The sequence below is a fragment of the Lacinutrix gracilariae genome (assembly GCF_042684485.1).
Taxonomy (GTDB): domain Bacteria; phylum Bacteroidota; class Bacteroidia; order Flavobacteriales; family Flavobacteriaceae; genus Oceanihabitans; species Oceanihabitans gracilariae.
Window position 1 is genome coordinate 1,742,505 of the sequence record NZ_JBHULM010000011.1, and the last position, 25,884, is coordinate 1,768,388.

General features: G+C 32.5%; 39 protein-coding genes. 38 read left to right on the forward strand and 1 reads right to left on the reverse strand.

Annotation, left to right across the window (positions count from 1 at the left end; translation table 11 throughout):
• Positions 1–58: 58 nt before the first annotated feature.
• A complete protein-coding gene (locus ACFSSB_RS14610; RefSeq protein ID WP_379905563.1) occupies positions 59–1,705 on the reverse strand; it encodes a POTRA domain-containing protein in 1,647 nt (548 codons plus the stop codon).
• A gap of 230 nt (positions 1,706–1,935) precedes the next feature.
• Between ACFSSB_RS14610 and rpsL the strand changes: the two genes are divergently transcribed.
• The 38 genes from rpsL (at position 1,936) to ACFSSB_RS14800 (ending at position 25,875) form a co-directional block, all read left to right on the forward strand.
• On the forward strand, positions 1,936–2,310 hold the full coding sequence (gene rpsL, locus ACFSSB_RS14615; protein WP_008269190.1) for a 30S ribosomal protein S12: 375 nt from the start codon (positions 1,936–1,938) through the stop codon (positions 2,308–2,310).
• Positions 2,311–2,331: 21 nt separating this feature from the next.
• Positions 2,332–2,808: a 30S ribosomal protein S7 gene (gene rpsG, locus ACFSSB_RS14620; RefSeq protein WP_379905566.1), complete on the forward strand. Its 477-nt coding sequence runs from the start codon at positions 2,332–2,334 to the stop codon at positions 2,806–2,808.
• Between the two features lie 6 nt (positions 2,809–2,814).
• Positions 2,815–4,941 carry an elongation factor G gene (fusA, locus tag ACFSSB_RS14625; protein ID WP_379905568.1) on the forward strand — a complete coding sequence of 709 codons (2,127 nt, stop codon included), beginning with the start codon at positions 2,815–2,817 and terminating at the stop codon, positions 4,939–4,941.
• A gap of 12 nt (positions 4,942–4,953) precedes the next feature.
• Positions 4,954–5,259, forward strand: coding sequence for a 30S ribosomal protein S10 (rpsJ, locus tag ACFSSB_RS14630; RefSeq protein WP_310991110.1), 306 nt, complete (start codon positions 4,954–4,956; stop codon positions 5,257–5,259).
• Between the two features lie 120 nt (positions 5,260–5,379).
• A complete protein-coding gene (gene rplC / locus ACFSSB_RS14635) occupies positions 5,380–5,997 on the forward strand; it encodes a 50S ribosomal protein L3 (protein WP_379905570.1) in 618 nt (205 codons plus the stop codon).
• On the forward strand, positions 5,997–6,626 hold the full coding sequence (gene rplD / locus ACFSSB_RS14640; RefSeq protein WP_379905572.1) for a 50S ribosomal protein L4: 630 nt from the start codon (positions 5,997–5,999) through the stop codon (positions 6,624–6,626). The genes rplC and rplD overlap by 1 nt, the downstream gene beginning before the upstream one ends.
• Before the next feature lie 7 nt (positions 6,627–6,633).
• On the forward strand, positions 6,634–6,924 hold the full coding sequence (rplW, locus tag ACFSSB_RS14645; RefSeq protein WP_055442882.1) for a 50S ribosomal protein L23: 291 nt from the start codon (positions 6,634–6,636) through the stop codon (positions 6,922–6,924).
• 10 nt (positions 6,925–6,934) lie between these two features.
• Entirely contained in the window at positions 6,935–7,759 is an 825-nt protein-coding gene (rplB, locus tag ACFSSB_RS14650) for a 50S ribosomal protein L2 (protein WP_379905574.1), read from the forward strand.
• 3 nt (positions 7,760–7,762) lie between these two features.
• Positions 7,763–8,041 carry a 30S ribosomal protein S19 gene (gene rpsS, locus ACFSSB_RS14655; protein WP_215966969.1) on the forward strand — a complete coding sequence of 93 codons (279 nt, stop codon included), beginning with the start codon at positions 7,763–7,765 and terminating at the stop codon, positions 8,039–8,041.
• Between the two features lie 6 nt (positions 8,042–8,047).
• A complete protein-coding gene (rplV, locus tag ACFSSB_RS14660) occupies positions 8,048–8,455 on the forward strand; it encodes a 50S ribosomal protein L22 (protein ID WP_215966970.1) in 408 nt (135 codons plus the stop codon).
• 7 nt (positions 8,456–8,462) lie between these two features.
• Complete coding sequence (rpsC, locus tag ACFSSB_RS14665) at positions 8,463–9,185, forward strand: 30S ribosomal protein S3 (RefSeq protein WP_215966971.1); 723 nt, start codon at positions 8,463–8,465, stop codon at positions 9,183–9,185.
• 20 nt (positions 9,186–9,205) lie between these two features.
• Positions 9,206–9,625 (forward strand): 50S ribosomal protein L16, encoded by a 420-nt coding sequence (gene rplP / locus ACFSSB_RS14670; RefSeq protein WP_055442878.1) that lies wholly within the window; start codon positions 9,206–9,208, stop codon positions 9,623–9,625.
• A 12-nt stretch (positions 9,626–9,637) separates the two neighbouring features.
• Entirely contained in the window at positions 9,638–9,829 is a 192-nt protein-coding gene (rpmC, locus tag ACFSSB_RS14675) for a 50S ribosomal protein L29 (RefSeq protein WP_379905578.1), read from the forward strand.
• A 13-nt stretch (positions 9,830–9,842) separates the two neighbouring features.
• Positions 9,843–10,100 (forward strand): 30S ribosomal protein S17, encoded by a 258-nt coding sequence (gene rpsQ / locus ACFSSB_RS14680; protein WP_013869035.1) that lies wholly within the window; start codon positions 9,843–9,845, stop codon positions 10,098–10,100.
• A gap of 2 nt (positions 10,101–10,102) precedes the next feature.
• Positions 10,103–10,471 (forward strand): 50S ribosomal protein L14, encoded by a 369-nt coding sequence (rplN, locus tag ACFSSB_RS14685; protein WP_183486600.1) that lies wholly within the window; start codon positions 10,103–10,105, stop codon positions 10,469–10,471.
• Between the two features lie 13 nt (positions 10,472–10,484).
• Positions 10,485–10,796: a 50S ribosomal protein L24 gene (gene rplX / locus ACFSSB_RS14690; protein WP_379905581.1), complete on the forward strand. Its 312-nt coding sequence runs from the start codon at positions 10,485–10,487 to the stop codon at positions 10,794–10,796.
• A 2-nt stretch (positions 10,797–10,798) separates the two neighbouring features.
• Entirely contained in the window at positions 10,799–11,350 is a 552-nt protein-coding gene (gene rplE, locus ACFSSB_RS14695) for a 50S ribosomal protein L5 (protein ID WP_379905583.1), read from the forward strand.
• A 3-nt stretch (positions 11,351–11,353) separates the two neighbouring features.
• The gene (gene rpsN / locus ACFSSB_RS14700) at positions 11,354–11,623 is read left to right on the forward strand and encodes a 30S ribosomal protein S14 (protein WP_299254120.1); all 270 of its coding nucleotides are present in this window, start codon (positions 11,354–11,356) and stop codon (positions 11,621–11,623) included.
• 68 nt (positions 11,624–11,691) lie between these two features.
• Positions 11,692–12,090 (forward strand): 30S ribosomal protein S8, encoded by a 399-nt coding sequence (rpsH, locus tag ACFSSB_RS14705; protein WP_215966974.1) that lies wholly within the window; start codon positions 11,692–11,694, stop codon positions 12,088–12,090.
• 17 nt (positions 12,091–12,107) lie between these two features.
• The gene (gene rplF / locus ACFSSB_RS14710; protein ID WP_379905586.1) at positions 12,108–12,650 is read left to right on the forward strand and encodes a 50S ribosomal protein L6; all 543 of its coding nucleotides are present in this window, start codon (positions 12,108–12,110) and stop codon (positions 12,648–12,650) included.
• A 10-nt stretch (positions 12,651–12,660) separates the two neighbouring features.
• Positions 12,661–13,017 (forward strand): 50S ribosomal protein L18, encoded by a 357-nt coding sequence (rplR, locus tag ACFSSB_RS14715; RefSeq protein ID WP_379905588.1) that lies wholly within the window; start codon positions 12,661–12,663, stop codon positions 13,015–13,017.
• A gap of 6 nt (positions 13,018–13,023) precedes the next feature.
• Complete coding sequence (gene rpsE / locus ACFSSB_RS14720; RefSeq protein WP_215966977.1) at positions 13,024–13,548, forward strand: 30S ribosomal protein S5; 525 nt, start codon at positions 13,024–13,026, stop codon at positions 13,546–13,548.
• A gap of 12 nt (positions 13,549–13,560) precedes the next feature.
• Positions 13,561–13,743, forward strand: coding sequence for a 50S ribosomal protein L30 (gene rpmD, locus ACFSSB_RS14725; protein ID WP_215966978.1), 183 nt, complete (start codon positions 13,561–13,563; stop codon positions 13,741–13,743).
• 14 nt (positions 13,744–13,757) lie between these two features.
• Entirely contained in the window at positions 13,758–14,210 is a 453-nt protein-coding gene (gene rplO / locus ACFSSB_RS14730; protein WP_379905591.1) for a 50S ribosomal protein L15, read from the forward strand.
• A gap of 14 nt (positions 14,211–14,224) precedes the next feature.
• Entirely contained in the window at positions 14,225–15,568 is a 1,344-nt protein-coding gene (gene secY, locus ACFSSB_RS14735; RefSeq protein WP_379905593.1) for a preprotein translocase subunit SecY, read from the forward strand.
• 10 nt (positions 15,569–15,578) lie between these two features.
• The gene (gene infA, locus ACFSSB_RS14740; protein WP_007094967.1) at positions 15,579–15,794 is read left to right on the forward strand and encodes a translation initiation factor IF-1; all 216 of its coding nucleotides are present in this window, start codon (positions 15,579–15,581) and stop codon (positions 15,792–15,794) included.
• Positions 15,795–15,804: 10 nt separating this feature from the next.
• A complete protein-coding gene (gene ykgO / locus ACFSSB_RS14745) occupies positions 15,805–15,921 on the forward strand; it encodes a type B 50S ribosomal protein L36 (protein ID WP_013305171.1) in 117 nt (38 codons plus the stop codon).
• A 2-nt stretch (positions 15,922–15,923) separates the two neighbouring features.
• The gene (gene rpsM, locus ACFSSB_RS14750; protein ID WP_215966981.1) at positions 15,924–16,298 is read left to right on the forward strand and encodes a 30S ribosomal protein S13; all 375 of its coding nucleotides are present in this window, start codon (positions 15,924–15,926) and stop codon (positions 16,296–16,298) included.
• A 101-nt stretch (positions 16,299–16,399) separates the two neighbouring features.
• Complete coding sequence (rpsK, locus tag ACFSSB_RS14755) at positions 16,400–16,783, forward strand: 30S ribosomal protein S11 (protein WP_379905596.1); 384 nt, start codon at positions 16,400–16,402, stop codon at positions 16,781–16,783.
• 177 nt (positions 16,784–16,960) lie between these two features.
• A complete protein-coding gene (gene rpsD, locus ACFSSB_RS14760; RefSeq protein ID WP_379905598.1) occupies positions 16,961–17,566 on the forward strand; it encodes a 30S ribosomal protein S4 in 606 nt (201 codons plus the stop codon).
• A 95-nt stretch (positions 17,567–17,661) separates the two neighbouring features.
• Positions 17,662–18,654, forward strand: a complete 993-nt coding sequence (locus tag ACFSSB_RS14765) for a DNA-directed RNA polymerase subunit alpha (protein ID WP_379905600.1) — start codon at positions 17,662–17,664, stop codon at positions 18,652–18,654.
• A gap of 62 nt (positions 18,655–18,716) precedes the next feature.
• Positions 18,717–19,187: a 50S ribosomal protein L17 gene (rplQ, locus tag ACFSSB_RS14770; RefSeq protein ID WP_379905603.1), complete on the forward strand. Its 471-nt coding sequence runs from the start codon at positions 18,717–18,719 to the stop codon at positions 19,185–19,187.
• 97 nt (positions 19,188–19,284) lie between these two features.
• Positions 19,285–19,989, forward strand: a complete 705-nt coding sequence (locus ACFSSB_RS14775; RefSeq protein WP_379905605.1) for a hypothetical protein — start codon at positions 19,285–19,287, stop codon at positions 19,987–19,989.
• 98 nt (positions 19,990–20,087) lie between these two features.
• Complete coding sequence (locus ACFSSB_RS14780; protein ID WP_379905607.1) at positions 20,088–20,798, forward strand: hypothetical protein; 711 nt, start codon at positions 20,088–20,090, stop codon at positions 20,796–20,798.
• 95 nt (positions 20,799–20,893) lie between these two features.
• On the forward strand, positions 20,894–22,000 hold the full coding sequence (carA, locus tag ACFSSB_RS14785) for a glutamine-hydrolyzing carbamoyl-phosphate synthase small subunit (RefSeq protein WP_379905609.1): 1,107 nt from the start codon (positions 20,894–20,896) through the stop codon (positions 21,998–22,000).
• A gap of 143 nt (positions 22,001–22,143) precedes the next feature.
• On the forward strand, positions 22,144–23,436 hold the full coding sequence (gene eno, locus ACFSSB_RS14790) for a phosphopyruvate hydratase (RefSeq protein ID WP_379905611.1): 1,293 nt from the start codon (positions 22,144–22,146) through the stop codon (positions 23,434–23,436).
• 173 nt (positions 23,437–23,609) lie between these two features.
• Positions 23,610–24,896: a citrate synthase gene (locus tag ACFSSB_RS14795; protein ID WP_379905613.1), complete on the forward strand. Its 1,287-nt coding sequence runs from the start codon at positions 23,610–23,612 to the stop codon at positions 24,894–24,896.
• A gap of 64 nt (positions 24,897–24,960) precedes the next feature.
• Positions 24,961–25,875, forward strand: coding sequence for a dimethylarginine dimethylaminohydrolase family protein (locus tag ACFSSB_RS14800; RefSeq protein WP_379905615.1), 915 nt, complete (start codon positions 24,961–24,963; stop codon positions 25,873–25,875).
• Positions 25,876–25,884: the final 9 nt, after the last annotated feature.

The window sequence follows — 25,884 nt, forward strand, 5'->3', positions numbered from 1 at the left end:
TTATAGGTTAAAATTTTGAATTTTTTTTCAGAGTAATGCTTTTAAGCTTGCTAATAACTCAGAAAATTGCGGTTAAACTTAAATGAATCTTAGAATTAGAAAATTTAAATTTTTGATTTTCATTTTTACCATTTGCATAATTAAATTTAAGTAATCCTGCCTTGGTTAATAGCCCGAAACCAAATCCAAAACCGTATAGTTTTTCCTTTTGTATGGTAAGCTTGTTTTCAAAATAAGAAAAATCAATGATGGAGTGTATGTAAAGCGAGTTGCTTAATTGGTATCTGTATTCTGTGTTTACTAGTCCATACATAGAGGCGTTAAGACTATTTTCTTCAAAACCTCTTATAGAGTTTATACCTCCAAATAAAAATAATTCGTTTTCTAAGTAATTTTCAGAAAATAAACTAGAAGCATTTAGCCTAATGTAGGCGCTATTTTTTTGGTTTAGATTAAATATTTTAAAGGCATCAATAAATAAGCTGGTTTGGTTTTCAGAATTATTAAGATATTTTCTTTTTCCGTTACCTATTTCAAATGCTAAAAATAAATTTCTATTAAAAAGATAATTGTTCTGTAGTTTACTGTAACTAAACTTTAAGGTATACATGTTAGACTTGTAATCCTGTATTTCTGAAATTGCATTATCATCACTTAATAGGTTATTAGAGTTGGTGTTTTTAATACCTAAGTAAATGTTGGTTTGTGGGTTTATTTGGTAATATAATTTAGCAACTTGGTTTACGTTGGTGTAGGAGGAATCCTTTTTTAAAATTTGTAAACCTACTTCAGTTCCAACAGGGGAAGAAAATAAATATGGAATATTTAAATTGGCATTAAATGTTTTTTGTTCACTTTCATCGCTTTTATAAATCAAGTTAAAAGATTCCCCAGCATTTAAATTGTTATTAAGGTTAAGGTTTAGGTAACCATTAAAATCAATCTTATTAGTAGACTCATTAGTACCAAAACCTAGAAAGCCATCAAAATTATTGCTTTTAGCTTTTTCAATATACATATATAGTATGGTAGAGTCTTTTGTAAAAAGTACTTCGGGGTCTTTTATTTTATTGGCAAATCTTAAATCATTTAATGCCTCCGTTTTTTCTTTTATTTCAGAAAGATTAAAAGTGGTATTTGTTTTTAACTTTAAATAGTGTTTTAAATACGCTTTAGGAAACTTCTCATATCCTTTAATTATAATTTTATCAATAGATCTTTTTTCGGTGTTGGTTACAGAAGTTAAATTCGCTTTTAAGGTAGTATTGTTTTTTATGGTAATATTTTGCAGTTGTATTTTGTTAAAAGGAAAACCTAAATCGCTAATTTTAGAATTTAAAGTATATAGACTTTTTTCTAGATCTGTAAAAGGTAAAATAAAATAGTTGTCATTTATTTGGTGGGTAACTTTCTCTATGATATTTCTCGGAACTATTTTTTCGTTATAATATATATGTATATCAACGTATCTTTTTTTTAGTTGGAAAAATGAGAGGTAAGAACTGTCATTTTCTTTTATTAATGGTTTTACTTCGTTTTCAATATAACCAATTTGAAAAAGTTTTTGCTGAAGCATATTTACTTCTGCTTTAATACTGTTAAAATCAATATGTGATTGCTTATAAGAAAGAGAGTCAATAACAGTATTTTCTATTTCGGTTTCACCAGTAATTTTTAAATAAAAATTTTGGCCAATTACTTTCAAAGAAAATAAAAGGCATAATAATATGGTAAAAAAGAAAGATTTAGACACGATGAATTTTCTGCTTTTTTTAATTGTGTAAATCTAACGGAAAAACAATAGGAATAATACAGTTTGAAAATTAAATTTTAAAATCTATTAAAAATTAATGGTTTAGAGTTTGATTCTTTCAAATTAATTCCTACATTTGCAGCCCTCTAAGAAGAGGATTTTAAAATTTATATATAATATATATGCCAACAATTTCACAATTAGTACGAAAAGGAAGAGCCAAAATAACCAAGAAGAGTAAATCGGCTGCTTTAGATTCGTGTCCACAAAGACGTGGTGTGTGTACTCGTGTTTATACAACAACACCTAAAAAACCTAACTCAGCAATGCGTAAGGTGGCAAGGGTTCGTTTAACAAACGGTAACGAGGTGAATGCATACATTGGTGGAGAAGGACACAATTTACAAGAGCACTCGATAGTATTGGTTAGAGGTGGAAGGGTAAAAGATTTACCAGGAGTTAGATATCACATTGTTCGTGGTGCCTTAGACACAGCAGGTGTTGCAGGTAGAACGCAACGTAGATCTAAGTATGGTGCAAAACGCCCTAAGAAGTAATTTAAACTTTAAGAAGAAGACATGAGAAAAAGAGCAGCGAAGAAAAGACCGCTTTTACCAGATCCTAAATTTAACGACCAGTTAGTAACTCGTTTCGTTAATATGATGATGTGGGATGGTAAAAAGTCTATAGCTTTTAAAGTATTCTATGATGCAATTGCTATTGTAGAAGAAAAGAAAACAGATGATGAAAAAACAGCATTAGAGATCTGGAAAGATGCTTTATCTAACGTTATGCCTCACGTAGAAGTGCGTAGTCGTAGAGTAGGTGGTGCAACATTTCAAATACCAATGCAAATTCGTCCAGATAGAAAAGTATCAACAGCAATGAAGTGGTTAATAGGTTATGCTCGTAAAAGAAACGAGAAGTCTATGGCACAACGTTTAGCTTCAGAGGTTTTAGCAGCAGCTAAAGAAGAAGGAGCAGCTGTTAAGAAAAGAGTAGATACTCATAAAATGGCAGAGGCAAATAAAGCGTTCTCTCACTTTAGATTTTAATAAGAAATGGCTAGAGATTTAAAATTCACAAGAAACATTGGTATTGCGGCTCATATTGATGCTGGTAAAACAACAACAACAGAGCGTGTACTATATTATACAGGAGTTTCACACAAAATTGGTGAGGTACATGATGGTGCAGCAACTATGGACTGGATGGAGCAAGAGCAAGAACGTGGTATTACTATTACGTCTGCAGCTACAACTTGTACATGGAATTTCCCATTAGAAAATGGACAACCAACTCCAGATACAAAAGGATATCACTTTAATATTATTGATACTCCAGGTCACGTAGATTTTACTGTAGAGGTAAATAGATCTTTACGTGTGTTAGATGGTTTAGTGTTCTTATTTAGTGCAGTTGATGGTGTTGAGCCTCAATCTGAAACTAACTGGAGACTTGCAGATAACTATAAAGTACCAAGAATTGGATTTGTTAACAAAATGGACCGTCAAGGTTCTAACTTCTTAGGAGTTTGTCAACAAGTAAAAGATATGTTAAAATCTAACGCTGTGCCAATCGTTTTAAACATTGGTGATGAGTCAGATTTTAAAGGTATTATTGATTTAGTAAAAAATAGAGCTATCGTATGGCATGACGAAACACAAGGGGCAACTTTTGATGTTATTGACATACCAGAAGATATGAAAGAAGAAGCTCATAAGTATCGTGCACTTTTAATTGAAGAAGTAGCAAGTTACGATGAGAACCTTTTAGAAAAATTCATGGAAGATGAAGATTCTATTACAGAAGAAGAAGTGCATGCTGCACTTAGAGCTGCTGTAATGGATATGGCTATCATTCCTATGATTTGTGGTTCTGCTTTTAAAAATAAAGGTGTACAATTCTTATTAGATGCAGTATGTCGTTACTTACCTTCTCCAATTGATAAAGAAGGAATTAAAGGAATGAACCCTGTTACAGAAGAAGAAGAAATACGTAAGCCAAGTGTAAAGGAGCCATTTGCTGCTTTAGCATTTAAAATTGCTACAGACCCTTTTGTTGGTCGTTTAGCATTCTTTAGAGCTTACTCAGGTCGTTTAGACGCAGGATCTTATGTGTTAAACAACCGTTCAGGTAAAAAAGAACGTATTTCTCGTATCTATCAAATGCATGCTAATAAGCAAAATGCAATTGAATATATAGAAGCTGGAGATATTGGAGCTGCTGTTGGATTTAAATCTATTAAAACAGGAGATACACTTACAGATGAAAAACATCCTATTGTTTTAGAATCAATGGATTTCCCTGATCCAGTAATTGGTATTGCAGTGGAGCCTAAAACTAAAGCAGATGTTGATAAATTAGGAATGGGATTAGCTAAATTAGCTGAAGAAGATCCAACATTCACAGTACGTTCAGACGAAGCTTCAGGACAAACTATTATATCAGGAATGGGTGAGCTTCACTTAGATGTAATTGTTGACCGTTTAAAACGTGAGTTTAAAGTAGAAGTTAATCAAGGACAACCACAAGTAGAATACAAAGAAGCTATTACACAAGCTGCAGACCACAGAGAGGTTTATAAAAAGCAATCTGGTGGACGTGGTAAATTCGCAGACATTGTATTTACTGTAGAACCTGCTGAAGAAGGAGCTGTAGGACTTCAATTTGAATCTATTATTAAAGGTGGTAACGTTCCTAAAGAATTTATCCCTTCTATTGAAAAAGGATTCAAACAAGCAATGATAAACGGACCTTTAGCTGGTTACGAGATTGATGCTATGAAAGTGACATTAAAAGATGGTTCTTACCACGATGTCGATTCAGATCAACTTTCTTTCGAATTAGCTGCTAAATTAGGATTTAAAAACTGTGCTAAAGCTGCAAAAGCTGTAATCATGGAGCCTATTATGAAGCTAGAAGTTATTACTCCAGAAGAAAATATGGGTGATATTGTAGGTGACTTAAACAGAAGAAGAGGTCAAGTAAGTGACATGGGAGATAGAAATGGTGCAAAAACTGTAAAAGCTACCGTGCCATTATCTGAAATGTTTGGATATGTAACAACATTAAGAACATTATCTTCAGGTCGTGCAACATCAACAATGGAATTTTCACACTATGCTGAAACGCCTTCTAATATTTCTGAAGAAGTAATTAAAGCAGCTAAAGGAGAACAATCTTAAAAAGTTAAGAAAATGAGTCAAAAAATTAGAATAAAATTAAAGTCTTACGATCATAACTTAGTAGACAAGTCTGCTGAAAAGATTGTAAAAACCGTAAAAAATACGGGAGCTGTTGTAACTGGACCAATTCCATTACCAACGCACAAAAAGATTTTCACTGTATTACGTTCACCGCACGTTAACAAGAAATCAAGAGAACAATTTCAATTAAGCTCTTATAAGCGCTTATTAGATATTTACTCTTCATCTTCTAAAACAATTGATGCTCTAATGAAATTAGAGTTACCAAGTGGTGTTGAAGTAGAGATCAAAGTTTAAGTATAAACTTACATGTCCTTAACGATGGTTAAGGAAAAACGGAAAAAATACAATTCAAGGCTGAAACGTATTTTCAGCCTTGTTTTTTAATAAATAGTAACAAATAAATAAATAATAATTATGTCTGGGTTAATTGGAAAAAAAATCGGTATGACCAGCATCTTTGATGAAAATGGAAAAAACATTCCATGTACAGTAATCGAAGCTGGACCATGTATCGTTACCCAAGTCAGAACTGAAGAAGTTGACGGTTATGAAGCTGTACAACTTGGTTTCGATGACGCGACAGAAAAAAGCGCTACTAAAGCTGACTTAGGTCATGCTAAAAAAGCGGGTACTTCTGTTAAGCGAAAAATCGTTGAATTTCAAGGTTTTGATGAGGAGTACAAATTAGGAGATGCTATCACTGTAGATCACTTTGTAGAAGGTGAATTTGTAGATGTATCAGGAACTTCAAAAGGAAAAGGTTTCCAAGGTGTTGTAAAACGTCATGGATTTGGTGGAGTTGGTCAAGCTACGCATGGTCAACATAACCGTTTAAGAGCTCCAGGATCTATTGGTGCTGCTTCATATCCTGCGAGAGTATTCAAAGGAATGAAAATGGCCGGTAGAATGGGTGGAGATACAGTAAAAGTTCAAAATTTAAGAGTTTTAAAAGTAGTTACAGATAAGAATCTACTTGTTGTTAAGGGATGTGTTCCTGGACATAAAAACGCTTATGTAATTATTAGAAAATAATGAAAGTAGCAGTTGTAGATATTAACGGAAAAGACACAGGAAGAAAGGTAGACCTTTCTAAAGATGTGTTTGCTATTGAACCTAATAATCATGCTGTATATTTGGATGTTAAACAATACTTAGCAAACCAAAGACAAGGTACTCACAAATCAAAAGAAAGAGGAGAGATTACTGGAAGTACACGTAAGATTAAAAAGCAAAAAGGAACAGGTACAGCAAGAGCTGGATCTATTAAATCTGGAGTTTTCAAAGGTGGAGGTCGTATGTTCGGTCCAAGACCAAGAAACTATAGCTTTAAATTAAATAAAAACCTAAAACGTTTAGCACGTAAATCGGCTTTAAGTATTAAGGCAAGTGAAAAGTCAATTGTTGTATTAGAAGATTTAAATTTTGATACTCCAAAGACAAAAAATTTCACAGCAGTTTTAAAAGCTTTAGGTTTAGAAAACAAAAAATCACTGTTTGTGTTGGGTGCGTCAAATAATAATGTATATTTGTCGTCACGCAATTTAAAAGGCTCTGAAGTGGTAATTAACTCAGAATTAAGTACTTACAAGATTTTAAATGCAAATCAAGTAGTTCTTTTAGAGAGTTCTTTAGAAGGAATTGAAACGAATTTAAGTAAATAAGAAACAAATGAATATCTTAATTAAACCGATAATCACAGAAAAAGCGACAGCTAATAGCGAGTTAAACAACTGCTATACTTTTCAAGTGAACACTAAGGCGAACAAGGTAGAAATCAAAAAAGCGGTGGAAGCTGCTTATGGAGTTTCTGTTGAAAAAGTTCGTACTATAAATGTCCGTCCAGATAGAAGTACTAAGTTTACAAAAACTGGTATTCAACATGGTAAAACAAATGCTGTTAAAAAGGCAATTGTACAACTGGCGGAAGGTGAGATAATTGATTTATACACTAACATGTAATTAGACTAAAATGTCAGTAAGAAAATTAAAACCAATCACACCAGGACAGCGATTTAGAGTAGTAAATGGGTATGACGCCATAACTACTGATAAGCCGGAGAAAAGTTTATTAGCTCCGAATAAAAGGTCTGGTGGTAGAAACAGTCAAGGAAGAATGACCATGCGCTATATTGGTGGTGGTCATAAAAGAAAGTATCGTATTATCGATTTTAAACGTGATAAAGCAGGAGTTCCTGGTGAAGTTATGTCTATCCAATACGATCCAAACAGAACCGCTTTTATCGCATTATTGAATTATCAAGATGGCGAAAAAAGATACATCATTGCTCAAAACGGCCTTAAAGTTGGTCAAACAGTAGTGTCAGGTGATACAGCAACTCCAGAAATTGGTAATGCAATGCCTTTAAGTAATATACCATTAGGTACTATTATTTCTTGTGTGGAGTTACGTCCTGGACAAGGTGCTGTTATGGCGCGTAGTGCTGGAGCATTTGCTCAGTTAATGGCAAGAGATGGTAAATTTGCTACAGTAAAATTACCATCAGGTGAAACACGTTTAGTGTTAGTGACTTGTATGGCTACAATAGGTGTGGTTTCTAACTCAGATCATCAATTGTTAGTATCAGGTAAAGCTGGTAGAACAAGATGGTTAGGTAGACGTCCACGTACTAGACCAGTAGTAATGAATCCTGTTGATCATCCAATGGGTGGTGGAGAAGGAAAATCTGCTGGAGGACATCCTCGTTCAAGAAACGGTATACCTGCTAAAGGTTATAGAACCCGTTCTAAAACAAAAGCAAGTAATAAATATATTGTAGAACGTAGAAAGAAATAAGACATGTCAAGATCATTAAAAAAAGGACCTTACGTTCATTATAAATTAGAGAAAAAAGTTGAAGCTAACGTTGAAGCTAACAAAAAAACAGTAATCAAAACTTGGTCAAGAGCAAGTATGATTACTCCAGATTTTGTAGGACAAACAATAGCAGTACATAACGGTCGTCAATTTGTACCAGTTTACGTAACAGAAAACATGGTAGGACATAAGTTAGGAGAATTTTCACCAACAAGATCTTTTAGAGGTCACGCTGGTGCTAAAAATAAAGGTAAAAAGTAGAAAGCTATGGGAAGTCGTAAAAAACAAATGGCAGACGCTATTAAGGAAGCAAAAAAGGAAATCGCTTTTGCAAAACTTAATAACTGTCCTACATCACCAAGAAAAATGCGTTTAGTAGCCGATTTAGTAAGAGGTGAACGCGTAGAAAAAGCACTTAACATATTAAAATTTAGCCAAAAAGAAGCTTCTAATCGTTTAGAAAAATTGTTATTGTCTGCAATTGCAAACTGGCAAGCTAAAAACGAAGATGCTAACATCGAAGAGGCAGAATTAATAGTTAAAGAGATAAGAGTAGATGGTGGAGCAATGTTAAAAAGATTGCGTCCAGCACCTCAAGGTCGTGCACATAGAATAAGAAAACGTTCTAACCACGTAACATTAGTGGTAGGAGCAAACAATAATACACAAAGCTAAGATAGATATGGGACAAAAAACAAATCCAATCGGAAATCGCTTAGGAATTATCAGAGGATGGGAATCTAACTGGTACGGAGGAAACGATTATGGTGATAAGCTTGCCGAAGACGATAAGATCAGAAAATACGTTCACGCACGTTTATCTAAAGCTAGTGTTTCAAGAGTAATCATTGAAAGAACTTTAAAACTTGTAACCGTTACTATCACTACTGCTAGACCTGGTATCATTATCGGAAAAGGAGGACAAGAGGTAGACAAGTTAAAAGAAGAGCTTAAAAAGATTACAGGTAAAGAGGTTCAAATTAATATATTTGAAATCAAAAGACCAGAACTTGACGCATTTTTAGTAGGATCAAGTATTGCTCGTCAAATTGAAAACAGAATTTCATACAGACGTGCAATCAAAATGGCAATTGCTGCTACAATGCGAATGAATGCTGAAGGAATTAAAATCCAAATTAGTGGTCGTTTAAATGGTGCTGAAATGGCACGTAGTGAACACTACAAAGAAGGACGAATTCCTTTATCAACCTTTAGAGCTGATATTGACTATGCTTTAGTTGAGGCACACACTACTTACGGTAGATTAGGTGTAAAAGTATGGATCATGAAAGGCGAAGTATATGGTAAAAGAGAACTTTCTCCGCTTGTTGGATTATCTAAGAAGCAAGGAAAAGGTGGAAGAGGCGGAAGAGATAATAAGAATCAATCTCGTCGTAGAAAGTAATTTTTTAAAGAAAAGAAAAAATGTTACAGCCTAAAAGAACAAAATTTAGAAAAATGCAAAAGGGACGTATGAAGGGGAACTCTGGTAGAGGTCACCAATTATCATACGGTACTTTTGGAATAAAATCATTAGATTCAAACTTTTTAACTTCACGTCAAATTGAAGCTGCACGTATTGCTGCTACTCGTTACATGAAAAGAGAAGGATCATTGTGGATTAAAATCTTTCCAGATAAACCAATCACAAAGAAACCTCTTGAAGTACGTATGGGTAAAGGTAAAGGTGCTGTAGAATATTGGGCAGCAGTAGTTAAACCAGGAAGAATATTATTTGAAATTGGTGGAGTGCCATTAGAAGTAGCTCAAGAAGCTTTACGTTTAGCAGCACAAAAACTACCAGTTAAAACTAAGTTTGTAATTGCTAGAGATTATCAAGCATAATAATTTAAGATGATGAAACAATCAGAAATTAAAGAATTATCTACTGCTGAGTTACAAGAGAAACTTAGTGAGACTAGAAAAAGTTATTCAGACCTTAAAATGGCTCATGTAGTATCTCCTTTAGAGAATCCAATCCAGTTACGTTCTGTAAGAAGAGCAGTAGCTAGAATTGCGACTGAATTAACTAAAAGAGAATTACAATAATTCAGCTGAAAAGATGGAAAAAAGAAACTTAAGAAAAGAACGTATAGGTGTAGTTACTAGCAACAAAATGATGAAATCAATCGTTGTTGCCGAAGTAAAAAAAGTAAAACACCCTATGTATGGTAAGTTCGTGTTAAAAACAAAAAAATATGTTGCACACGACGAAACAAACGACTGTAACATTGGAGATACAGTAAAGATCATGGAAACAAGACCTTTATCTAAATCTAAATGTTGGAGATTAGTTGAAATAATAGAAAGAGCTAAATAATTATGGTACAAACAGAATCAAGATTAAAGGTAGCTGATAACACTGGAGCAAAAGAGGTTTTAACCATTCGTGTTCTAGGTGGTACAAAAAGAAGATACGCATCTGTAGGTGACAAAATCGTTGTTACAGTAAAAGACGCAACTCCTAATGGAAACATTAAAAAAGGAGCTGTTTCTACTGCAGTTGTAGTACGTACTAAAAAAGAAGTAAGACGTCCAGACGGATCTTATATTAGATTTGATGACAATGCTTGTGTACTTTTAAACCCAACGGGTGAAATGAGAGGAACACGTGTATTTGGACCTGTTGCTAGAGAACTTCGTGATAAACAATTCATGAAAATTGTATCATTAGCACCAGAAGTGCTTTAATACATTTATAAAGATGACAAAGCTTAAAATAAAATCAGGAGATACAGTAAGAGTAATTGCTGGAGACCATAAAGGTTCAGAAGGTAAAGTACTTAAAGTATTAATCGATAAGAACAAAGCGATCGTTGAGGGAGTAAACATGGTTAAGAAACATACTAAACCAAGTGCACAAAGTCCTCAAGGTGGAATCGTAGAAAAAGAAGCTGCAATTCAAATATCTAACTTAACATTGTTAACCTCTAAAGGTGAAGCAACAAGAGTAGGATACAGAATGGAAGGCGATAAGAAAGTAAGATTTTCAAAAAAATCTAATGAAGTAATATAGTTATGGCATATACACCTAGACTTAAAGAAGAGTATAACAGCAAAATAGTTGCTGCTCTTACAGAAGAATTTGGTTATAATAATGTAATGCAAGTACCTAAACTTAAAAAGATAGTTTTATCTAAAGGTGTTGGTGCTGCAGTTGCAGATAAAAAGTTAATCGACTACGCGTTAGAAGAATTAACAACTATAACTGGACAAAAAGCTATAGCAACAATTTCTAAAAAGGATGTTGCTACTTTTAAATTACGTAAAGGAATGCCAATTGGTGCAAAAGTTACTTTACGAGGAGAAAGAATGTATGAGTTTTTAGACCGTTTAATAACAACTGCTTTACCACGAGTAAGAGATTTTAACGGAATTAAAGCTACTGGATTTGACGGAAGAGGAAACTACAACTTAGGTGTTGTAGAACAAATTATCTTTCCAGAAATTGATATCGATAAGGTAAACAAAATCTCTGGTATGGATATTACATTTGTAACTTCTGCAGATACAGATAAAGAAGCAAAATCATTATTAACAGAACTAGGATTACCTTTTCAAAAGAACTAAGTTATGGCTAAAGAATCAATGAAAGCCCGCGAGGTTAAAAGAGCAAAAACAGTAGCGAAATATGCAGAGAAACGTAAAGCTTTAAAAGCAGCTGGAGACTACGAAGCATTACAAAAGTTACCTAAAAATGCTTCGCCAGTGCGTATGCACAATAGATGTAAATTAACAGGAAGACCTAAAGGATACATGCGTACCTTTGGTATTTCTCGTGTTACATTTAGAGAAATGGCAAATCAAGGCTTAATCCCAGGAGTTAGAAAAGCAAGTTGGTAAATTTAAATATAATCAGATTTTAGGTTCAACACCAACGTTGAAAACCAAGATCACAAAATCAATTAGTTATGTACACAGATCCAATAGCGGATTATTTAACTAGAGTTAGAAATGCGGTAAGAGCTAACCACAGAGTGGTAGAAATTCCTGCATCTAACTTGAAAAAAGAAATCACTAAAATATTATTCGATCAAGGATATATTTTAAGTTACAAGTTCGATGATTCTTCAGTACAAGGAACAATTAAAATTGCTCTTAAGTACAATAAAGAAACAAAAGAACCAGTAATCAAGAAAATTCAAAGAATCAGTAAACCAGGTTTACGTAAGTATGCAAGTTCAAAAGAATTACCTAGAATCTTAAACGGTCTTGGTATTGCCATTGTTTCTACTTCTCACGGAGTAATGACAGGTAAACAAGCACAGAGAGAGAATGTAGGTGGTGAGGTACTTTGTTACGTTTACTAATTTAAAGCCCAAAAGAAATGTCAAGAATAGGAAATAATCCAGTAGCCATTCCAGAAGGCGTAACAGTAGACATTAAAGATAATGTTGTTACTGTAAAAGGTAAATTAGGAGAATTAACACAAAACTTTGATACTATTGATATCAAAGTAGAAGATGGTAACGTATTAGTTACTCGTTCTTCAGACTCTAAAGATCAAAAAGCAAAACATGGTTTATACAGATCATTAATGCATAACATGATTGAAGGTGTATCTAAAGGATGGACTAAAAGTTTAGAGTTAGTAGGTGTAGGATATAGAGCTTCAAGCCAAGGGCAAAAATTAGATTTAGCTTTAGGTTTTTCGCATAACATAGTAATGGATATTGCTCCAGAGGTGAAAATTGAAACAATTTCAGACAAAGGAAAAAATCCAATTATCAAATTAACTTCATTTGACAAACAATTAGTTGGTCAAGTAGCTGCAAAAATTCGTGGCTTCCGTAGACCAGAACCTTACAAAGGAAAAGGTGTTAAGTTTGTTGGAGAAGTATTAAGAAGAAAAGCAGGTAAATCAGCTTAATAAGTAAGTTATGGCACTATCAAAATTCGAAAGAAGAATAAGAATAAAAAACAGAATTCGTAAGACTGTATCTGGTACAGCTACAAGACCAAGATTATCTGTTTTTAGAAGTAATAAAGAAATTTATGCTCAAATAGTTGACGATGTAACTGGTAACACTATCAGTGCAGCATCTTCAAGAGATAAAGACATTAGTTCTGCAAAAGGTAATAAATCTGAAATAGCTACTTTAGTAGGTAAATCTGTTGCCGAAAAAGCAATAAAAGCTGGTATTAATACAATCTCTTTTGATAGAGGTGGTTATTTATACCATGGTAGAATAAAATCATTAGCTGAAGGAGCTAGAGAAGCAGGACTTAAATTCTAAGAAATTATGTATCAAAAATACAAAAGCGCAGAGCTAGTAAAACCAAGTGGATTAGATCTTAAAGATCGTTTAGTTGGTGTACAAAGAGTTACTAAAGTAACTAAAGGTGGTAGAGCATTTGGTTTTTCAGCAATCGTAGTGGTTGGTGATGAAGCTGGTGTAGTAGGACACGGATTAGGAAAATCTAAAGACGTTGCTAGTGCAATTGCAAAAGCAGTAGAAGACGCAAAGAAAAATCTAGTACGTATTCCTCTAGTAAAAAGTACTTTACCACATGAACAAAAAGGAAAATTTGGTGGAGCAAGAGTAAACATCATTCCTGCAGCTCCTGGTACAGGAGTAATTGCTGGAGGAGCAGTAAGAACTGTTCTTGAAGCAGTAGGAGTACACGATGTATTATCTAAATCTCAAGGTTCATCAAACCCTCATAACGTAGTTAAAGCAACTTTTGATGCTTTATTACAATTAAGAGATGCAAGATCAATTGCTCGTGATAGAGGAGTTTCTCTTGAAAAAGTTTTTAAAGGATAATAAAGGAAAACGATGGCAAAGATAAAAGTTAAAAAAGTAAAGAGTGCAATCAATCGTACGCAAAGACAAAAGAGAACATTAGAAGCTCTTGGTCTTAAAAAGATTGGTCAAGTAGTAGAGCACGATGCCACACCAAATATCCTTGGTATGGTTGCTAAAGTTTCACATTTAGTTTCTGTTGAAGAAGCAAAATAATATAACACTTACAAATGGATTTAAGTAATTTAAAACCTGCAGAAGGTTCAGTAAAAAATCAAGGTAAACGTATAGGTCGTGGACAAGGTTCTGGAAAAGGTGGTACTGCAACACGTGGTCACAAAGGAGCTAAATCTCGTTCTGGTTACTCTAAAAAAGTTGGTTTTGAAGGAGGTCAAATGCCTATTCAACGTCGTGTACCTAAATTTGGTTTTACTAATATTAACCGTAAAGACTATCAAGGAATTAATCTAGATACATTACAACAGTTAATTGACGATAAAAAAATTAAAGATACTCTTGATTTAGATACAATGATTACATTACGTTTAGCTGGTAAAAATGAACTAGTTAAAATATTAGGACGTGGTGAATTGAAATCTAAACTAACAGTAACAGCGCATAAATTTACAGCAACTGCAAAAGCAGCTATTGAAGCAGCTGGTGGAGAAGCAGTAACTTTATAATTTAATTAAGAAGCATGAAATTTATAGAGACATTAAAAAATGTTTGGAAAATTGAAGAACTAAGAAACCGAATCGTTTTAACAATTGGTTTACTCTTAGTATATCGTTTTGGAGCACAAGTAGTACTTCCAGGTATAGATGCTTCACAATTAGAAGGTATACAAGGTAATACTGAAGATGGTTTATTAGGTTTATTAAACGCATTTACAGGAGGAGCATTTGCTAATGCATCTGTTTTTGCTCTTGGTATCATGCCTTACATTTCTGCTTCTATTGTAGTTCAGTTAATGGGAATAGCTATTCCTTATTTACAAAAACTACAAAAAGAAGGAGCAAGTGGACAAAAGAAGATCACGCAAATTACACGTTGGTTAACTATTGCAATATGTTTGGTACAAGCACCAGGATATTTAGCAAGTTTACCAGCTTTAGGTATTCCTCAATCTGCCTTTTTACTAGGGCAAGGAGGTTTATTCTATTTCTCTTCTGTTATTATTTTAGTAACAGGATGTATATTTGCAATGTGGTTAGGTGAGAAGATTACAGATAAAGGTATTGGTAATGGTATTTCATTATTAATTATGGTTGGTATTATTGCAACCTTACCTAAAAACTTCTTACTTAATGCATCTTCTAGATTAGAAGGAAATAACGTTATGTTAATTCTTTTTGAACTTGTAATTTGGTTAGCAATTATTGCAGCAAGTATTATGCTTGTAATGGCTGTTAGAAAAATTGCAGTACAATACGCTAGAAGAACCGCTTCAGGAGGTTATGAAAAGAATGTATTTGGGTCAAGACAATATATTCCATTAAAACTGAATGCTTCAGGAGTAATGCCAATTATATTTGCACAAGCAATTATGTTTGTACCAGGTTTAATAGGCGGATCTTCATTCTTAAAAGATACTGCAGCCGGACAATGGATGCAAACAAATTTTTCTGATATGTTTGGCTTTTGGTACAACTTAATATTTGCTTTATTAATTATAGTATTTACTTATTTTTATACAGCAATTACAGTACCAACAAATAAAATGGCAGACGATCTTAAACGTAGCGGAGGATTTATTCCTGGTATACGTCCTGGATCTGAAACTTCAGAATATCTAGATAAAATCATGTCGCAAATAACATTACCTGGTTCTATATTTTTAGCACTTATTGCTGTGTTCCCAGCATTTATAGTTAAGCTAATGAATGTGCAATCTGGTTGGGCCTTATTTTTTGGTGGTACATCACTATTAATTATGGTTGGAGTTGCAATTGACACTATGCAACAAGTAAATTCTTACTTGTTAAATAGACACTATGATGGCTTGATGAAAACTGGTAAAAATAGAAAGGCAGTAGCTTAATTTATATACTATGGCAAAACAGGCAGCAATAGAACAAGACGGAACAATAATTGAAGCATTATCTAATGCAATGTTCCGTGTTGAATTAGAAAATGGTCACATTGTGACAGCACATATCTCAGGTAAGATGCGTATGCATTATATTAAATTATTACCAGGAGATAAAGTAAAATTAGAAATGAGTCCTTACGATTTAACGAAGGCTCGTATAACTTATAGATACTAATACCAATACGATGAAAGTAAGAGCATCAGTTAAAAAAAGAAGCGCAGATTGTAAAATAGTGCGTAGAAAAGGTAGACTTTACGTGATTAACAAAAAGAATCCTAGATTCAAACAAAGACAAGGGTAATTATGGCAAGAATTGCAGGTGTAGACATACCAAAACAGAAAAGAGGAGTAATATCTCTAACTTATATCTACGGAGTAGGTAGAAGCAGATCAAAAGAAATTTTAGCAGCAGCTAAAGTTGACGAAAGTATTAAAGTTCAAGATTGGAACGATGACCAAATAGCAGCCATTCGTGATGCTGTAGGTACGTACACAATTGAGGGTGAATTACGTTCTGAAACTCAAATAAACATTAAGCGATTAATGGATATTGGATGTTACAGAGGTATTCGTCATAGATCTGGTCTTCCATTAAGAGGACAAAGAACTAAAAACAACTCTAGAACTAGAAAAGGTAGAAGAAAAACTGTTGCTAACAAGAAAAAAGCAACTAAATAATAATATAGTCTTTAGTCTTTAGACGTTGGAAAGAATCTGTTTGAAATTTAACGGTTTAGGATTCTAGCGACTATTAACTAAAACTAAAAGCTAAATATAATATGGCAAAGTCAAGTACTAAAAAACGTAAAGTTATAGTAGATGCTGTTGGAGAAGCACACATTACTGCTTCTTTTAATAACATCATTATTTCACTTACCAATAAAAAAGGAGACGTTATTTCATGGTCTTCAGCTGGTAAAATGGGATTTAGAGGTTCTAAAAAGAACACTCCATATGCTGCACAATTAGCTGCAGAAGATGCTGCAGGTGTAGCTAAAGAAGCTGGTTTAAAGAAAGTGAAAGCTTACGTTAAAGGACCAGGAAATGGTAGAGAATCTGCTATTCGTTCTATTCATAATGCAGGAATTGAAGTAACAGAAATTATTGATGTTACACCATTACCACATAATGGATGTCGTCCTCCTAAACGTAGAAGAGTATAATTTACTTATTTTTAAAATGAAATAGCAGCTGTTTATATAGTTGCTATTTCATTTTTTATATGTAAATTTGCAAACTGAAAAAAATTAATATAAACAAGTATTAAAAAAGAGAACAACATTTGTCGAAGGATAAGATTAAGACCTTAATTCACAAATGCTCTTAAAAAACAATTTATTATGGCAAGATATACTGGTCCTAAAACTAAAATAGCTCGTAAATTTGGAGAAGCTATATTTGGAGAAGACAAATCTTTTGAAAAAAGAAATTACCCTCCAGGACAACACGGAAACGCTAGACGTCGTGGAAAAAAATCTGAATACGCAATCCAATTAATGGAAAAACAAAAAGCTAAATATACTTATGGTATTTTAGAGCGTCAATTTAGAGGTTTATTTAAAAAAGCAACAGCTGCACAAGGTATTACAGGTGAAGTTTTATTACAACTTTGCGAGTCTAGATTAGACAACGTAGTATACAGAATGGGAATCTCTCCTTCTAGATCTGGAGCAAGACAATTAGTATCTCACAAGCACATTACAGTAAACGGAGAATTAGTAAATATTCCTTCTTACCAATTAAAAGCTGGTGATGTTGTTGCAGTAAGAGAAAAATCAAAATCACTTGAAGCTATTGATAGATCTTTATCAAACTCAAGTCAAGTTTACGAATGGATTACTTGGAACAATGATACTAAGCAAGGAACATATGTTTCTGTACCTGCTAGAATTCAAATTCCAGAAAACATCAACGAGCAGTTCATCGTAGAATTATATTCTAAATAATAAATTAATCATATTGGTATATAGCCAAAGGATTTATAAGCGATCTTCAAACTTTTAAATCGCGCAACTATATAACAATTAAAACGAAGAAAAAAATGGCAGTATTTAATTTTCAAAAACCGGATAAGGTAATCATGATTGATTCTACAGATTTTGAAGGGAAATTCGAATTTCGTCCTTTAGAACCTGGATATGGATTAACAGTTGGAAACGCTTTAAGAAGAGTTTTACTTTCTTCTTTAGAAGGGTTTGCAATTACTTCTGTAAGAATGGAAGGTGTAGATCATGAGTTTTCTACTATTCCTGGTGTTGTTGAAGACGTAACAGAAATGATTTTAAACTTAAAACAAATGCGTTTTAAGCGTCAAATAGAAGATGTAGATAACGAGTCTGTTTCTATTTCTATTTCTGGTCAAGAACAAATTACAGCTGGAGATTTTCAAAAATTTATTTCAGGATTCCAAGTATTAAATTCAGAATTAGTAATCTGTAACTTAGATCCTAAAGTAAATGTTAACATGGAGATTACCATTGAAAAAGGTAGAGGTTATGTGCCTGCAGAAGAAAACAAAAAATCATCTGCACCAATAGGAACAATCTTTACAGATTCAATTTACACTCCAATAAAAAATGTTAAGTATAGCATTGAAAACTTCCGTGTAGAGCAAAAAACAGATTACGAAAAATTAGTTTTCGAAATTATTACTGATGGTTCTATTACTCCACAAGATGCATTAACAGAAGCAGCTAAAACATTAATTCACCACTTCATGTTATTCTCTGATGAGCGTATCACTTTAGAAGCGGATGAAATTGCACAAACAGAAACTTATGATGAAGAATCTCTTCACATGAGACAACTACTAAAAACTAAATTAGTAGATATGGATTTATCTGTACGTGCTCTTAACTGTTTAAAAGCAGCAGAAGTAGATACATTAGGAGACTTAGTATCTTTCAATAAAAACGACTTAATGAAATTCCGTAACTTCGGTAAAAAATCATTAACAGAGCTTGAAGAGCTTGTAAATGTTAAAGGTTTAAACTTTGGTATGGATCTTTCAAAATATAAATTAGATAAAGATTAATTACTTCATATTTTGCTCCTCAATAGTGAGTTAGAGCAAGATGAAGCTAAAACAAAAAGGTCATGAGACACGGAAAAAAAGTAAACCACTTAGGTAGACAAACAGCACACAGAAAAGCAATGTTAGCTAATATGGCTTGTTCTTTAATAGAGCACAAACGTATTAATACAACAGTAGCTAAAGCAAAAGCTTTAAAGCAGTTTGTAGAACCAATGATTACAAAATCTAAAGAAGATACAACACACAACAGACGTATTGTTTTTTCTAGATTAAGACAAAAAGAAGCAGTTACTGAATTATTTAGAGAAGTAGCTACTAAAGTTGGTGATCGTCCAGGTGGATATACTCGTATTATCAAATTAGGTAATCGTTTAGGAGATAACGCTGATATGGCTATGATTGAACTTGTAGATTACAATGAAATCTATAATGCAGATAAGAAAGCTAAGAAATCTACTCGTAGAAGTAGAAGAGGTGGTAGCAAAACTACTGCTCCAGCTGTAGAAACAAAAGCTACAAACGAAGAGGAATAAAAATAACATATTTTTAACACCCTAAAAAAGGCAAACTTTAAGAAGTTTGCCTTTTTTTTTTAAATTTACCAAAACAAAAAATAACATTATTTATACTATGAAAAAACTCCTTTTAATTACACTCCTATTAAGCGCAAATTTTATTTTCTCCCAACAAAGCGCATCTTTAATCTTAAATAATGATTCAGATAATTATGGAGGGTTTAATATGAAGAATGGAGTTTGGATAAAGAATAAAGCAGTCGAAACAGATATAGTAGGTACTAATTATTTATTTAAAAACTGGCTTAATAAAGCAGTGGTTTATGATAATGAAGACAAAGGCTATAAATTACCAAATTGTAACTTTAATATTCAGTATAATAGATTTGAATCTAATTTAAGCGATGTATCTGTAGATTCTATTTTTTCTTTTGATTCAAGAACCATTAAAAAGTTTGTTATTGCTAACAAAACCTTTTTAAAGAAAAAAGTAGATGGTAAAGGAAGTAACTATTTTATGGAGTTAATAGCTTTAGGAACCGAGTTCTCTTTATATAAAGAATACAGTTCTAAATTAGTGTATGCACAAGTAAACCCAATGACTTCTCAAAAATTAGGAAATGATATGATAAAAATATCAGAAGAATACTATACAGAAAAAGATGGTGTGCTTACTCCTCTTAAACAAAAGAAATCAGCAATATTAAGTTTAATGTCTAGTAAGAAAAAAGAAGTTAAAAGCTTTATAAAAGAAAATAAACTCTCTGTTTCTAATGAAGCAGATCTTTATAAAATATTTAATTACTATAATTCATTATAGAAAAATACAAAAGGCAAGCTATTTAGTTTGCCTTTTTTATTAAACTTAAATCAAATATATGGTATAATTTTTGCGCCTTAATTTTAAAATAAATAATTATGAAATATCTTTTTTTAGTACCTGCGTTATTTTTAATAACTAATTCTTTTGGTCAAGATGCCGAAATAGTCACTAATAGTTCATCTAATTATGGAGCTGCAGAAATTAACAGTTCATCTACTAATGGACTTTGGATTAAAAATTCCTCTGTTGCAGAAGATATGGAAGGAAGTTCTTATTTATTTAAAAATTGGTTGAATAATGCCATTGTTTATGATATAGCAGGTAAGCGCTACAATTTACCAAACTGTAATTTTAATATTGAATCTAATCGTATAGAAGCGCAATTAGATGATGTAAAAGGTAAAATTTTTGCTTTTAATACTAGAGATATTAGTAAAGTTGAAATTAATAATAAAGTCTTTATAAAAAAGAACACCAATAAAGGTACTAACCAGTTAGTAGAAGTATTACAACAAGGTGAACAAACGGTTTTATTTAAAGCCTATGATATATCTATTTCAAAAGCTACTATTAATCCTATGACACAACAAAAAATGGGAAAAGATAAAATAGTAGTAAAAAGCAATTATTATTTTGAGAAAAACAACAAGGTAGAAGAAATAAAACTTAAAAAATCGGTTTTAATGAGTTTAATGGATGACAAAAAAAGTGAAGTTAAAAGCTATATGAAAGAGAACGATTTATCCATTACCAAAGAGCAAGATCTAATACAAATATTAGATTATTATAACACATTAATCAAATAAATTTTGAGTGTAAAAAATATAAAGGATAAACTATTTTAGTTTATCCTTTTTTTTATGCAATTTTGCAAAACAAACAACACTACATAAAAAATATAATGAAATACCAATCTCTTAGAAAAGCTATTATTCTATTGGCAGATGGCACTATTTTTCATGGTAAAGCAGTAGCTAATAAAGAAGGCACAGCCTTTGGCGAAGTTTGCTTTAACACAGGAATGACAGGTTATCAAGAAATTTTTACAGATCCTTCTTACTTTGGGCAACTTATGGTAACTACCAATGCACATATAGGTAATTATGGAACCAAAGCAGATGAAGTAGAATCTGAAGACATAAAAATAGCAGGACTTATTTGTAAAAACTTTAGCTATGAGTATTCTCGTGATGCAGCAGACAATTCACTTGAAGAATTTTTAGATGCAAATAACCTTTTTGCAATTTCAGATATAGACACAAGAGCTCTTGTAAGTTATATAAGAGATCATGGAGCTATGAATGCAGTAATATCTACAGATGTTGAAAATGTAGAAGCTTTAAAAAAGCAACTAGCTGATATACCAAACATGCAAGGTTTAGAACTAGCTTCTAAAGTTTCTACTACAGAGCCATATTATTTTGGAGATGAAAATGCTTCATTAAAAATAGCAGCTTTAGATATTGGTATTAAAAAGAACATACTTCGTAATTTTGCTAAAAGAGATGCCTATATAAAAGTATTTCCATATAATTCAAAATTTGAAGATTTAGAAGCATGGCAACCAGATGGCTATTTCTTATCTAATGGTCCTGGAGATCCAGAACCTTTAGTAGAAGCACAACAAGTAGCTAAAGAAATTATTAAAAGAAATTTACCTTTATTTGGTATTTGCTTAGGCCACCAAGTAATTGCACTAGCAAATGGTATTTCTACTTATAAAATGCACAATGGACACAGAGGTATTAACCATCCTGTTAAAAACTTAATTACAGGAAAAGGGGAAATTACTTCACAAAACCATGGATTTGCAATAAATAGAGAAGAAACAGAAGCACATGAAGATATAGAAATTACGCATGTACACTTAAATGATAATACCGTTGCAGGTATTAAAATGAAAAGTAAAAATTGTTTTTCTGTACAATACCATCCAGAAGCTAGTCCTGGTCCACATGATTCATCTTATTTATTTGATGAGTTTGTTAAAAATATGACATCTAATTAATATAGAAAAGGCAACAAATGTAGAAATTTGTTGTCTTTTCTGTTTTACTATAACGTTTTAGCAATTATTTTATATAATAATTTAATTAACGTACTAAAAAAAAGAGAATTAAAAAGTAAATTTGAGTAACAAAAACATATTTTATGAGCATTATAATTAATATTCACGCAAGACAAATTTTAGATTCAAGAGGAAACCCAACAGTAGAGGTTGACGTTATTACAGAAAACGGGTTTTTAGGAAGAGCAGCTGTACCATCAGGTGCATCAACAGGAGAACACGAAGCTGTAGAGTTACGTGATGGAGGAGATACATTTATGGGAAAAGGAGTTACTAAAGCAGTAACTAATGTGAATACTATAATTGCAGATGAATTATTAGGTGTTTCCGTTTTTGAACAAAACGATATTGATCAAATTATGATTGATTTAGATGGTACACCAAATAAATCTAAATTAGGAGCAAATGCCATTTTAGGTGTTTCTTTAGCTGTAGCAAAAGCAGCAGCAAATGAATTAAGTTTACCATTATACAGATACGTTGGTGGTGTAAGTGCAAACACACTTCCTGTACCAATGATGAATATTATAAATGGAGGTTCACATAGTGATGCTCCTATTGCATTTCAAGAGTTTATGATAATGCCAGTAAAGGCTAAAAACTTTACACATGCAATGCAAATGGGAACAGAAATTTTTCACAACCTTAAAAAAGTATTGCACGATAGAGGTTTAAGTACAGCTGTAGGTGATGAAGGTGGATTTGCACCAAACCTAGAAGGAGGTACAGAAGATGCTTTAGAAACTATTGCTAAAGCAGTAGCAAATGCAGGTTACAAATTAGGTGATGATGTAATGATTGCTTTAGACTGTGCATCTGCAGAATTTTATGTAGATGGTAAATACGACTACACGAAATTTGAAGGAGACAAAGGAAAAATAAGAACCAGTAAAGAACAAGCAGATTACTTAGCAGAATTAGCTGCTAAATACCCAATAATTTCTATTGAAGACGGAATGGATGAAAATGATTGGGATGGTTGGAAATATTTAACCGAACAAATTGGAGATAAAGTACAATTAGTAGGTGATGATTTATTTGTAACTAATGTAGAGCGTTTATCAAGAGGAATAGAAAATGGTATCGCTAATTCTATTTTAATTAAAGTAAACCAAATAGGTACCTTAACAGAAACTATTGCTGCAGTTAATATGGCACATAATGCAGGATATACTTCTGTAATGTCACATAGATCTGGTGAAACAGAAGATAATACTATTGCAGATTTAGCGGTTGCTTTAAACACAGGACAAATTAAAACAGGTTCTGCTTCACGTAGTGATAGAATGGCTAAATACAACCAATTACTTCGTATAGAAGAAGAACTAGGTCAAGTCGCTTATTACCCAAAAGAGAAGGCTTTTAAAATTAAATAATACCATTTATACCAAGAATAAAAAGTGCTTATTTGTTTAAAATAAGCACTTTTTTTTTATCATCAATTTTCCTAATAATATTATTGAAAAAACCTTTGGCATTCCGCTTTAAAAATCGTGTGATTTTTCGTAATTTAGCATTCCGCAAAAATAAATAATATTCAAAAATAAATATGTCAAAAACAGCTACATTAGAAATTGATGGAAAAAAATATGAGTTTCCTTTAATTGTAGGAACAGAAAACGAAGTTGCTATAGATATTAAAACGTTAAGAACAGCAACAGGAGGAGTTACAACTATAGATCCTGGTTTTAAAAACACAGGTTCTTGTGAAAGTGCAATAACTTTTTTAAATGGTGAAGAAGGTATCTTAAGGTACAGAGGTTACTCTATTGAAGAATTAGCTGAAAAAGCAGATTTTTTAGAAGTAGCATTCTTACTTATTTTTGGTGAATTACCAACAAAAGAAGAACTAGATAAATTTCATGCAGATATAAAAGAACAATCTGTTGTAGATGATGATATAAAAAAGATATTAGACGCTTTTCCTAAGACAGCACACCCAATGGGAGTGTTATCGTCTTTAACAAGTGCCTTAACCGCTTTTAACCCTTCTTCTGTAAATGTAGATTCTGAAGAAGATATGTATAAAAGCGTAGTTAAAATACTAGGGAAATTCCCTGTATTAGTAGCTTGGACAATGCGTAAAAAACAAGGCTTACCATTAGACTATGGAGATAACTCTTTAGGTTATGTAGAGAACATCTTAAAAATGATGTTTAAAAAACCAAATGAAGAGTACAACCAAAGTTCTATTTTAGTTAACGCTTTAGATAAATTATTAATCTTACACGCAGATCACGAACAAAACTGTTCTACTTCTACAGTACGTATAGTAGGATCTGCACATACAGGTTTATTTGCTTCTATTTCTTCTGGTATATCTGCACTTTGGGGACCATTACATGGTGGAGCAAACCAAGCGGTTTTAGAAATGTTAAGCGGTATTGAAGCAGATGGTGGAGATACTAAAAAATACATGGCTAAAGCTAAAGATAAAAGTGATCCTTTCCGTTTAATGGGCTTTGGTCATAGAGTTTATAAAAACTTTGACCCTAGAGCAAAAATCATTAAAGTTGCTGCAGACGAAGTTTTAGGAGATCTTGGTGTAGAAGACCCAATTTTAGATATTGCTAAAGGTTTAGAAAAAGAAGCTTTAGAAGACCAATACTTTGTAGATAGAAAACTATATCCAAATGTAGATTTCTATTCTGGAATTATTTATAGAGCGATGGGTATTCCTACAGATATGTTTACAGTAATGTTTGCATTAGGAAGATTACCAGGTTGGATTGCACAATGGCGTGAAATGCGTTTACGTAAAGAACCTATTGGAAGACCAAGACAAGTCTATACTGGAGAAAACAGTAGAGCATTTAAAGACATAGAAAACAGATAATATATTTTATTTTATCCATTAAAGCTTCATAAGTAATTATGAAGCTTTTTTATATATTTACATTATGCTAAAACTAAACGTTAAAAATGAAACTTCTAGGTTAAGAGCAGTTGTTTTGGGTACTGCAGTTAGTAATGGACCAACACCAAGCTTAGATGAAGCTTATGATCCTAAATCTTTAGAACATATTAAAGCAGGAACCTATCCTGTAGAAGAAGATATGGTAAAAGAAATGGAAGCCGTTGCTGCTGTTTTTAAAAAGTATGATGTTATGGTTTACAGACCAGAGCTAATAAAAGATTGTAATCAAATATTTGCTAGAGATATTGCCTTTGTAATAGACGATGTTTTTGTAAAAGCAAATATCTTACCAGATAGAGAAGAAGAATTAGATGCTATACAATATGTTATAGATAAAGTACATCCAGAAAAAGTTATTCGTCCGCCAGAAGAAGTACATATTGAAGGAGGAGACGTGATGCTTTGGAATGATTATATCTTTGTAGGTACCTACAGAGAAGAAGACTATCCAGATTATATTGTTGCTAGAACCAATACACAAGGTGTTGCTTTTCTTGAAAAAACCTTTCCGCATAAAAAAGTAAAATCTTTTAACCTAAGGAAGTCACAAACCAATCCTAGAGATAATGCATTGCATTTAGATTGCTGTTTTCAACCTATAGGTACCAACAAAGCCATTTTACATAAAGAAGGATTTTTAGAAGAGGAAGAATATGAATGGTTGTTAAATTATTTCGGAAAAGAAAATTGCTTCATTATTACCAAAGAAGAAATGTATAATATGAATAGTAATGTATTTTCTATTGCGGAAGATGTAGTAATTTCTGAAAAGAACTTTACACGATTAAATACATGGTTACGCAAAAATGGTATTACTGTAGAAGAAGTACCTTATGCTGAAATAGCAAAACAAGAAGGATTACTGCGTTGTAGTACTATGCCTTTAATAAGAGATTAGTGTTAAATA

Bases quoted from the DNA above. Each gene is read 5' to 3' on its own strand.
- ykgO (WP_013305171.1), top strand. From the start codon at position 15,805: ATGAAAGTAAGAGCATCAGTTAAAAAAAGAAGCGCAGATTGTAAAATA.
- rpsJ (WP_310991110.1), top strand. From the start codon at position 4,954: ATGAGTCAAAAAATTAGAATAAAATTAAAGTCTTACGATCATAACTTA.
- carA (WP_379905609.1), top strand. From the start codon at position 20,894: ATGAAATACCAATCTCTTAGAAAAGCTATTATTCTATTGGCAGATGGC.
- rplW (WP_055442882.1), top strand. From the start codon at position 6,634: ATGAATATCTTAATTAAACCGATAATCACAGAAAAAGCGACAGCTAAT.
- rplV (WP_215966970.1), top strand. From the start codon at position 8,048: ATGGGAAGTCGTAAAAAACAAATGGCAGACGCTATTAAGGAAGCAAAA.
- rpsL (WP_008269190.1), top strand. From the start codon at position 1,936: ATGCCAACAATTTCACAATTAGTACGAAAAGGAAGAGCCAAAATAACC.
- rpmD (WP_215966978.1), top strand. From the start codon at position 13,561: ATGGCAAAGATAAAAGTTAAAAAAGTAAAGAGTGCAATCAATCGTACG.
- rplE (WP_379905583.1), top strand. From the start codon at position 10,799: ATGGCATATACACCTAGACTTAAAGAAGAGTATAACAGCAAAATAGTT.
- rplN (WP_183486600.1), top strand. From the start codon at position 10,103: ATGGTACAAACAGAATCAAGATTAAAGGTAGCTGATAACACTGGAGCA.
- rplF (WP_379905586.1), top strand. From the start codon at position 12,108: ATGTCAAGAATAGGAAATAATCCAGTAGCCATTCCAGAAGGCGTAACA.
- rpsD (WP_379905598.1), top strand. From the start codon at position 16,961: ATGGCAAGATATACTGGTCCTAAAACTAAAATAGCTCGTAAATTTGGA.
- ACFSSB_RS14795 (WP_379905613.1), top strand. From the start codon at position 23,610: ATGTCAAAAACAGCTACATTAGAAATTGATGGAAAAAAATATGAGTTT.
- rpmC (WP_379905578.1), top strand. From the start codon at position 9,638: ATGAAACAATCAGAAATTAAAGAATTATCTACTGCTGAGTTACAAGAG.
- ACFSSB_RS14780 (WP_379905607.1), top strand. From the start codon at position 20,088: ATGAAATATCTTTTTTTAGTACCTGCGTTATTTTTAATAACTAATTCT.
- rpsK (WP_379905596.1), top strand. From the start codon at position 16,400: ATGGCAAAGTCAAGTACTAAAAAACGTAAAGTTATAGTAGATGCTGTT.
- rplQ (WP_379905603.1), top strand. From the start codon at position 18,717: ATGAGACACGGAAAAAAAGTAAACCACTTAGGTAGACAAACAGCACAC.
- rpsC (WP_215966971.1), top strand. From the start codon at position 8,463: ATGGGACAAAAAACAAATCCAATCGGAAATCGCTTAGGAATTATCAGA.
- rpsG (WP_379905566.1), top strand. From the start codon at position 2,332: ATGAGAAAAAGAGCAGCGAAGAAAAGACCGCTTTTACCAGATCCTAAA.
- ACFSSB_RS14775 (WP_379905605.1), top strand. From the start codon at position 19,285: ATGAAAAAACTCCTTTTAATTACACTCCTATTAAGCGCAAATTTTATT.
- rplP (WP_055442878.1), top strand. From the start codon at position 9,206: ATGTTACAGCCTAAAAGAACAAAATTTAGAAAAATGCAAAAGGGACGT.
- ACFSSB_RS14765 (WP_379905600.1), top strand. From the start codon at position 17,662: ATGGCAGTATTTAATTTTCAAAAACCGGATAAGGTAATCATGATTGAT.
- ACFSSB_RS14800 (WP_379905615.1), top strand. From the start codon at position 24,961: ATGCTAAAACTAAACGTTAAAAATGAAACTTCTAGGTTAAGAGCAGTT.
- rpsN (WP_299254120.1), top strand. From the start codon at position 11,354: ATGGCTAAAGAATCAATGAAAGCCCGCGAGGTTAAAAGAGCAAAAACA.
- secY (WP_379905593.1), top strand. From the start codon at position 14,225: ATGAAATTTATAGAGACATTAAAAAATGTTTGGAAAATTGAAGAACTA.
- rpsH (WP_215966974.1), top strand. From the start codon at position 11,692: ATGTACACAGATCCAATAGCGGATTATTTAACTAGAGTTAGAAATGCG.
- rplO (WP_379905591.1), top strand. From the start codon at position 13,758: ATGGATTTAAGTAATTTAAAACCTGCAGAAGGTTCAGTAAAAAATCAA.
- rpsS (WP_215966969.1), top strand. From the start codon at position 7,763: ATGTCAAGATCATTAAAAAAAGGACCTTACGTTCATTATAAATTAGAG.
- rplB (WP_379905574.1), top strand. From the start codon at position 6,935: ATGTCAGTAAGAAAATTAAAACCAATCACACCAGGACAGCGATTTAGA.
- rplD (WP_379905572.1), top strand. From the start codon at position 5,997: ATGAAAGTAGCAGTTGTAGATATTAACGGAAAAGACACAGGAAGAAAG.
- rpsQ (WP_013869035.1), top strand. From the start codon at position 9,843: ATGGAAAAAAGAAACTTAAGAAAAGAACGTATAGGTGTAGTTACTAGC.
- rplX (WP_379905581.1), top strand. From the start codon at position 10,485: ATGACAAAGCTTAAAATAAAATCAGGAGATACAGTAAGAGTAATTGCT.
- rpsM (WP_215966981.1), top strand. From the start codon at position 15,924: ATGGCAAGAATTGCAGGTGTAGACATACCAAAACAGAAAAGAGGAGTA.
- rplR (WP_379905588.1), top strand. From the start codon at position 12,661: ATGGCACTATCAAAATTCGAAAGAAGAATAAGAATAAAAAACAGAATT.
- eno (WP_379905611.1), top strand. From the start codon at position 22,144: ATGAGCATTATAATTAATATTCACGCAAGACAAATTTTAGATTCAAGA.
- fusA (WP_379905568.1), top strand. From the start codon at position 2,815: ATGGCTAGAGATTTAAAATTCACAAGAAACATTGGTATTGCGGCTCAT.
- rpsE (WP_215966977.1), top strand. From the start codon at position 13,024: ATGTATCAAAAATACAAAAGCGCAGAGCTAGTAAAACCAAGTGGATTA.
- infA (WP_007094967.1), top strand. From the start codon at position 15,579: ATGGCAAAACAGGCAGCAATAGAACAAGACGGAACAATAATTGAAGCA.
- rplC (WP_379905570.1), top strand. From the start codon at position 5,380: ATGTCTGGGTTAATTGGAAAAAAAATCGGTATGACCAGCATCTTTGAT.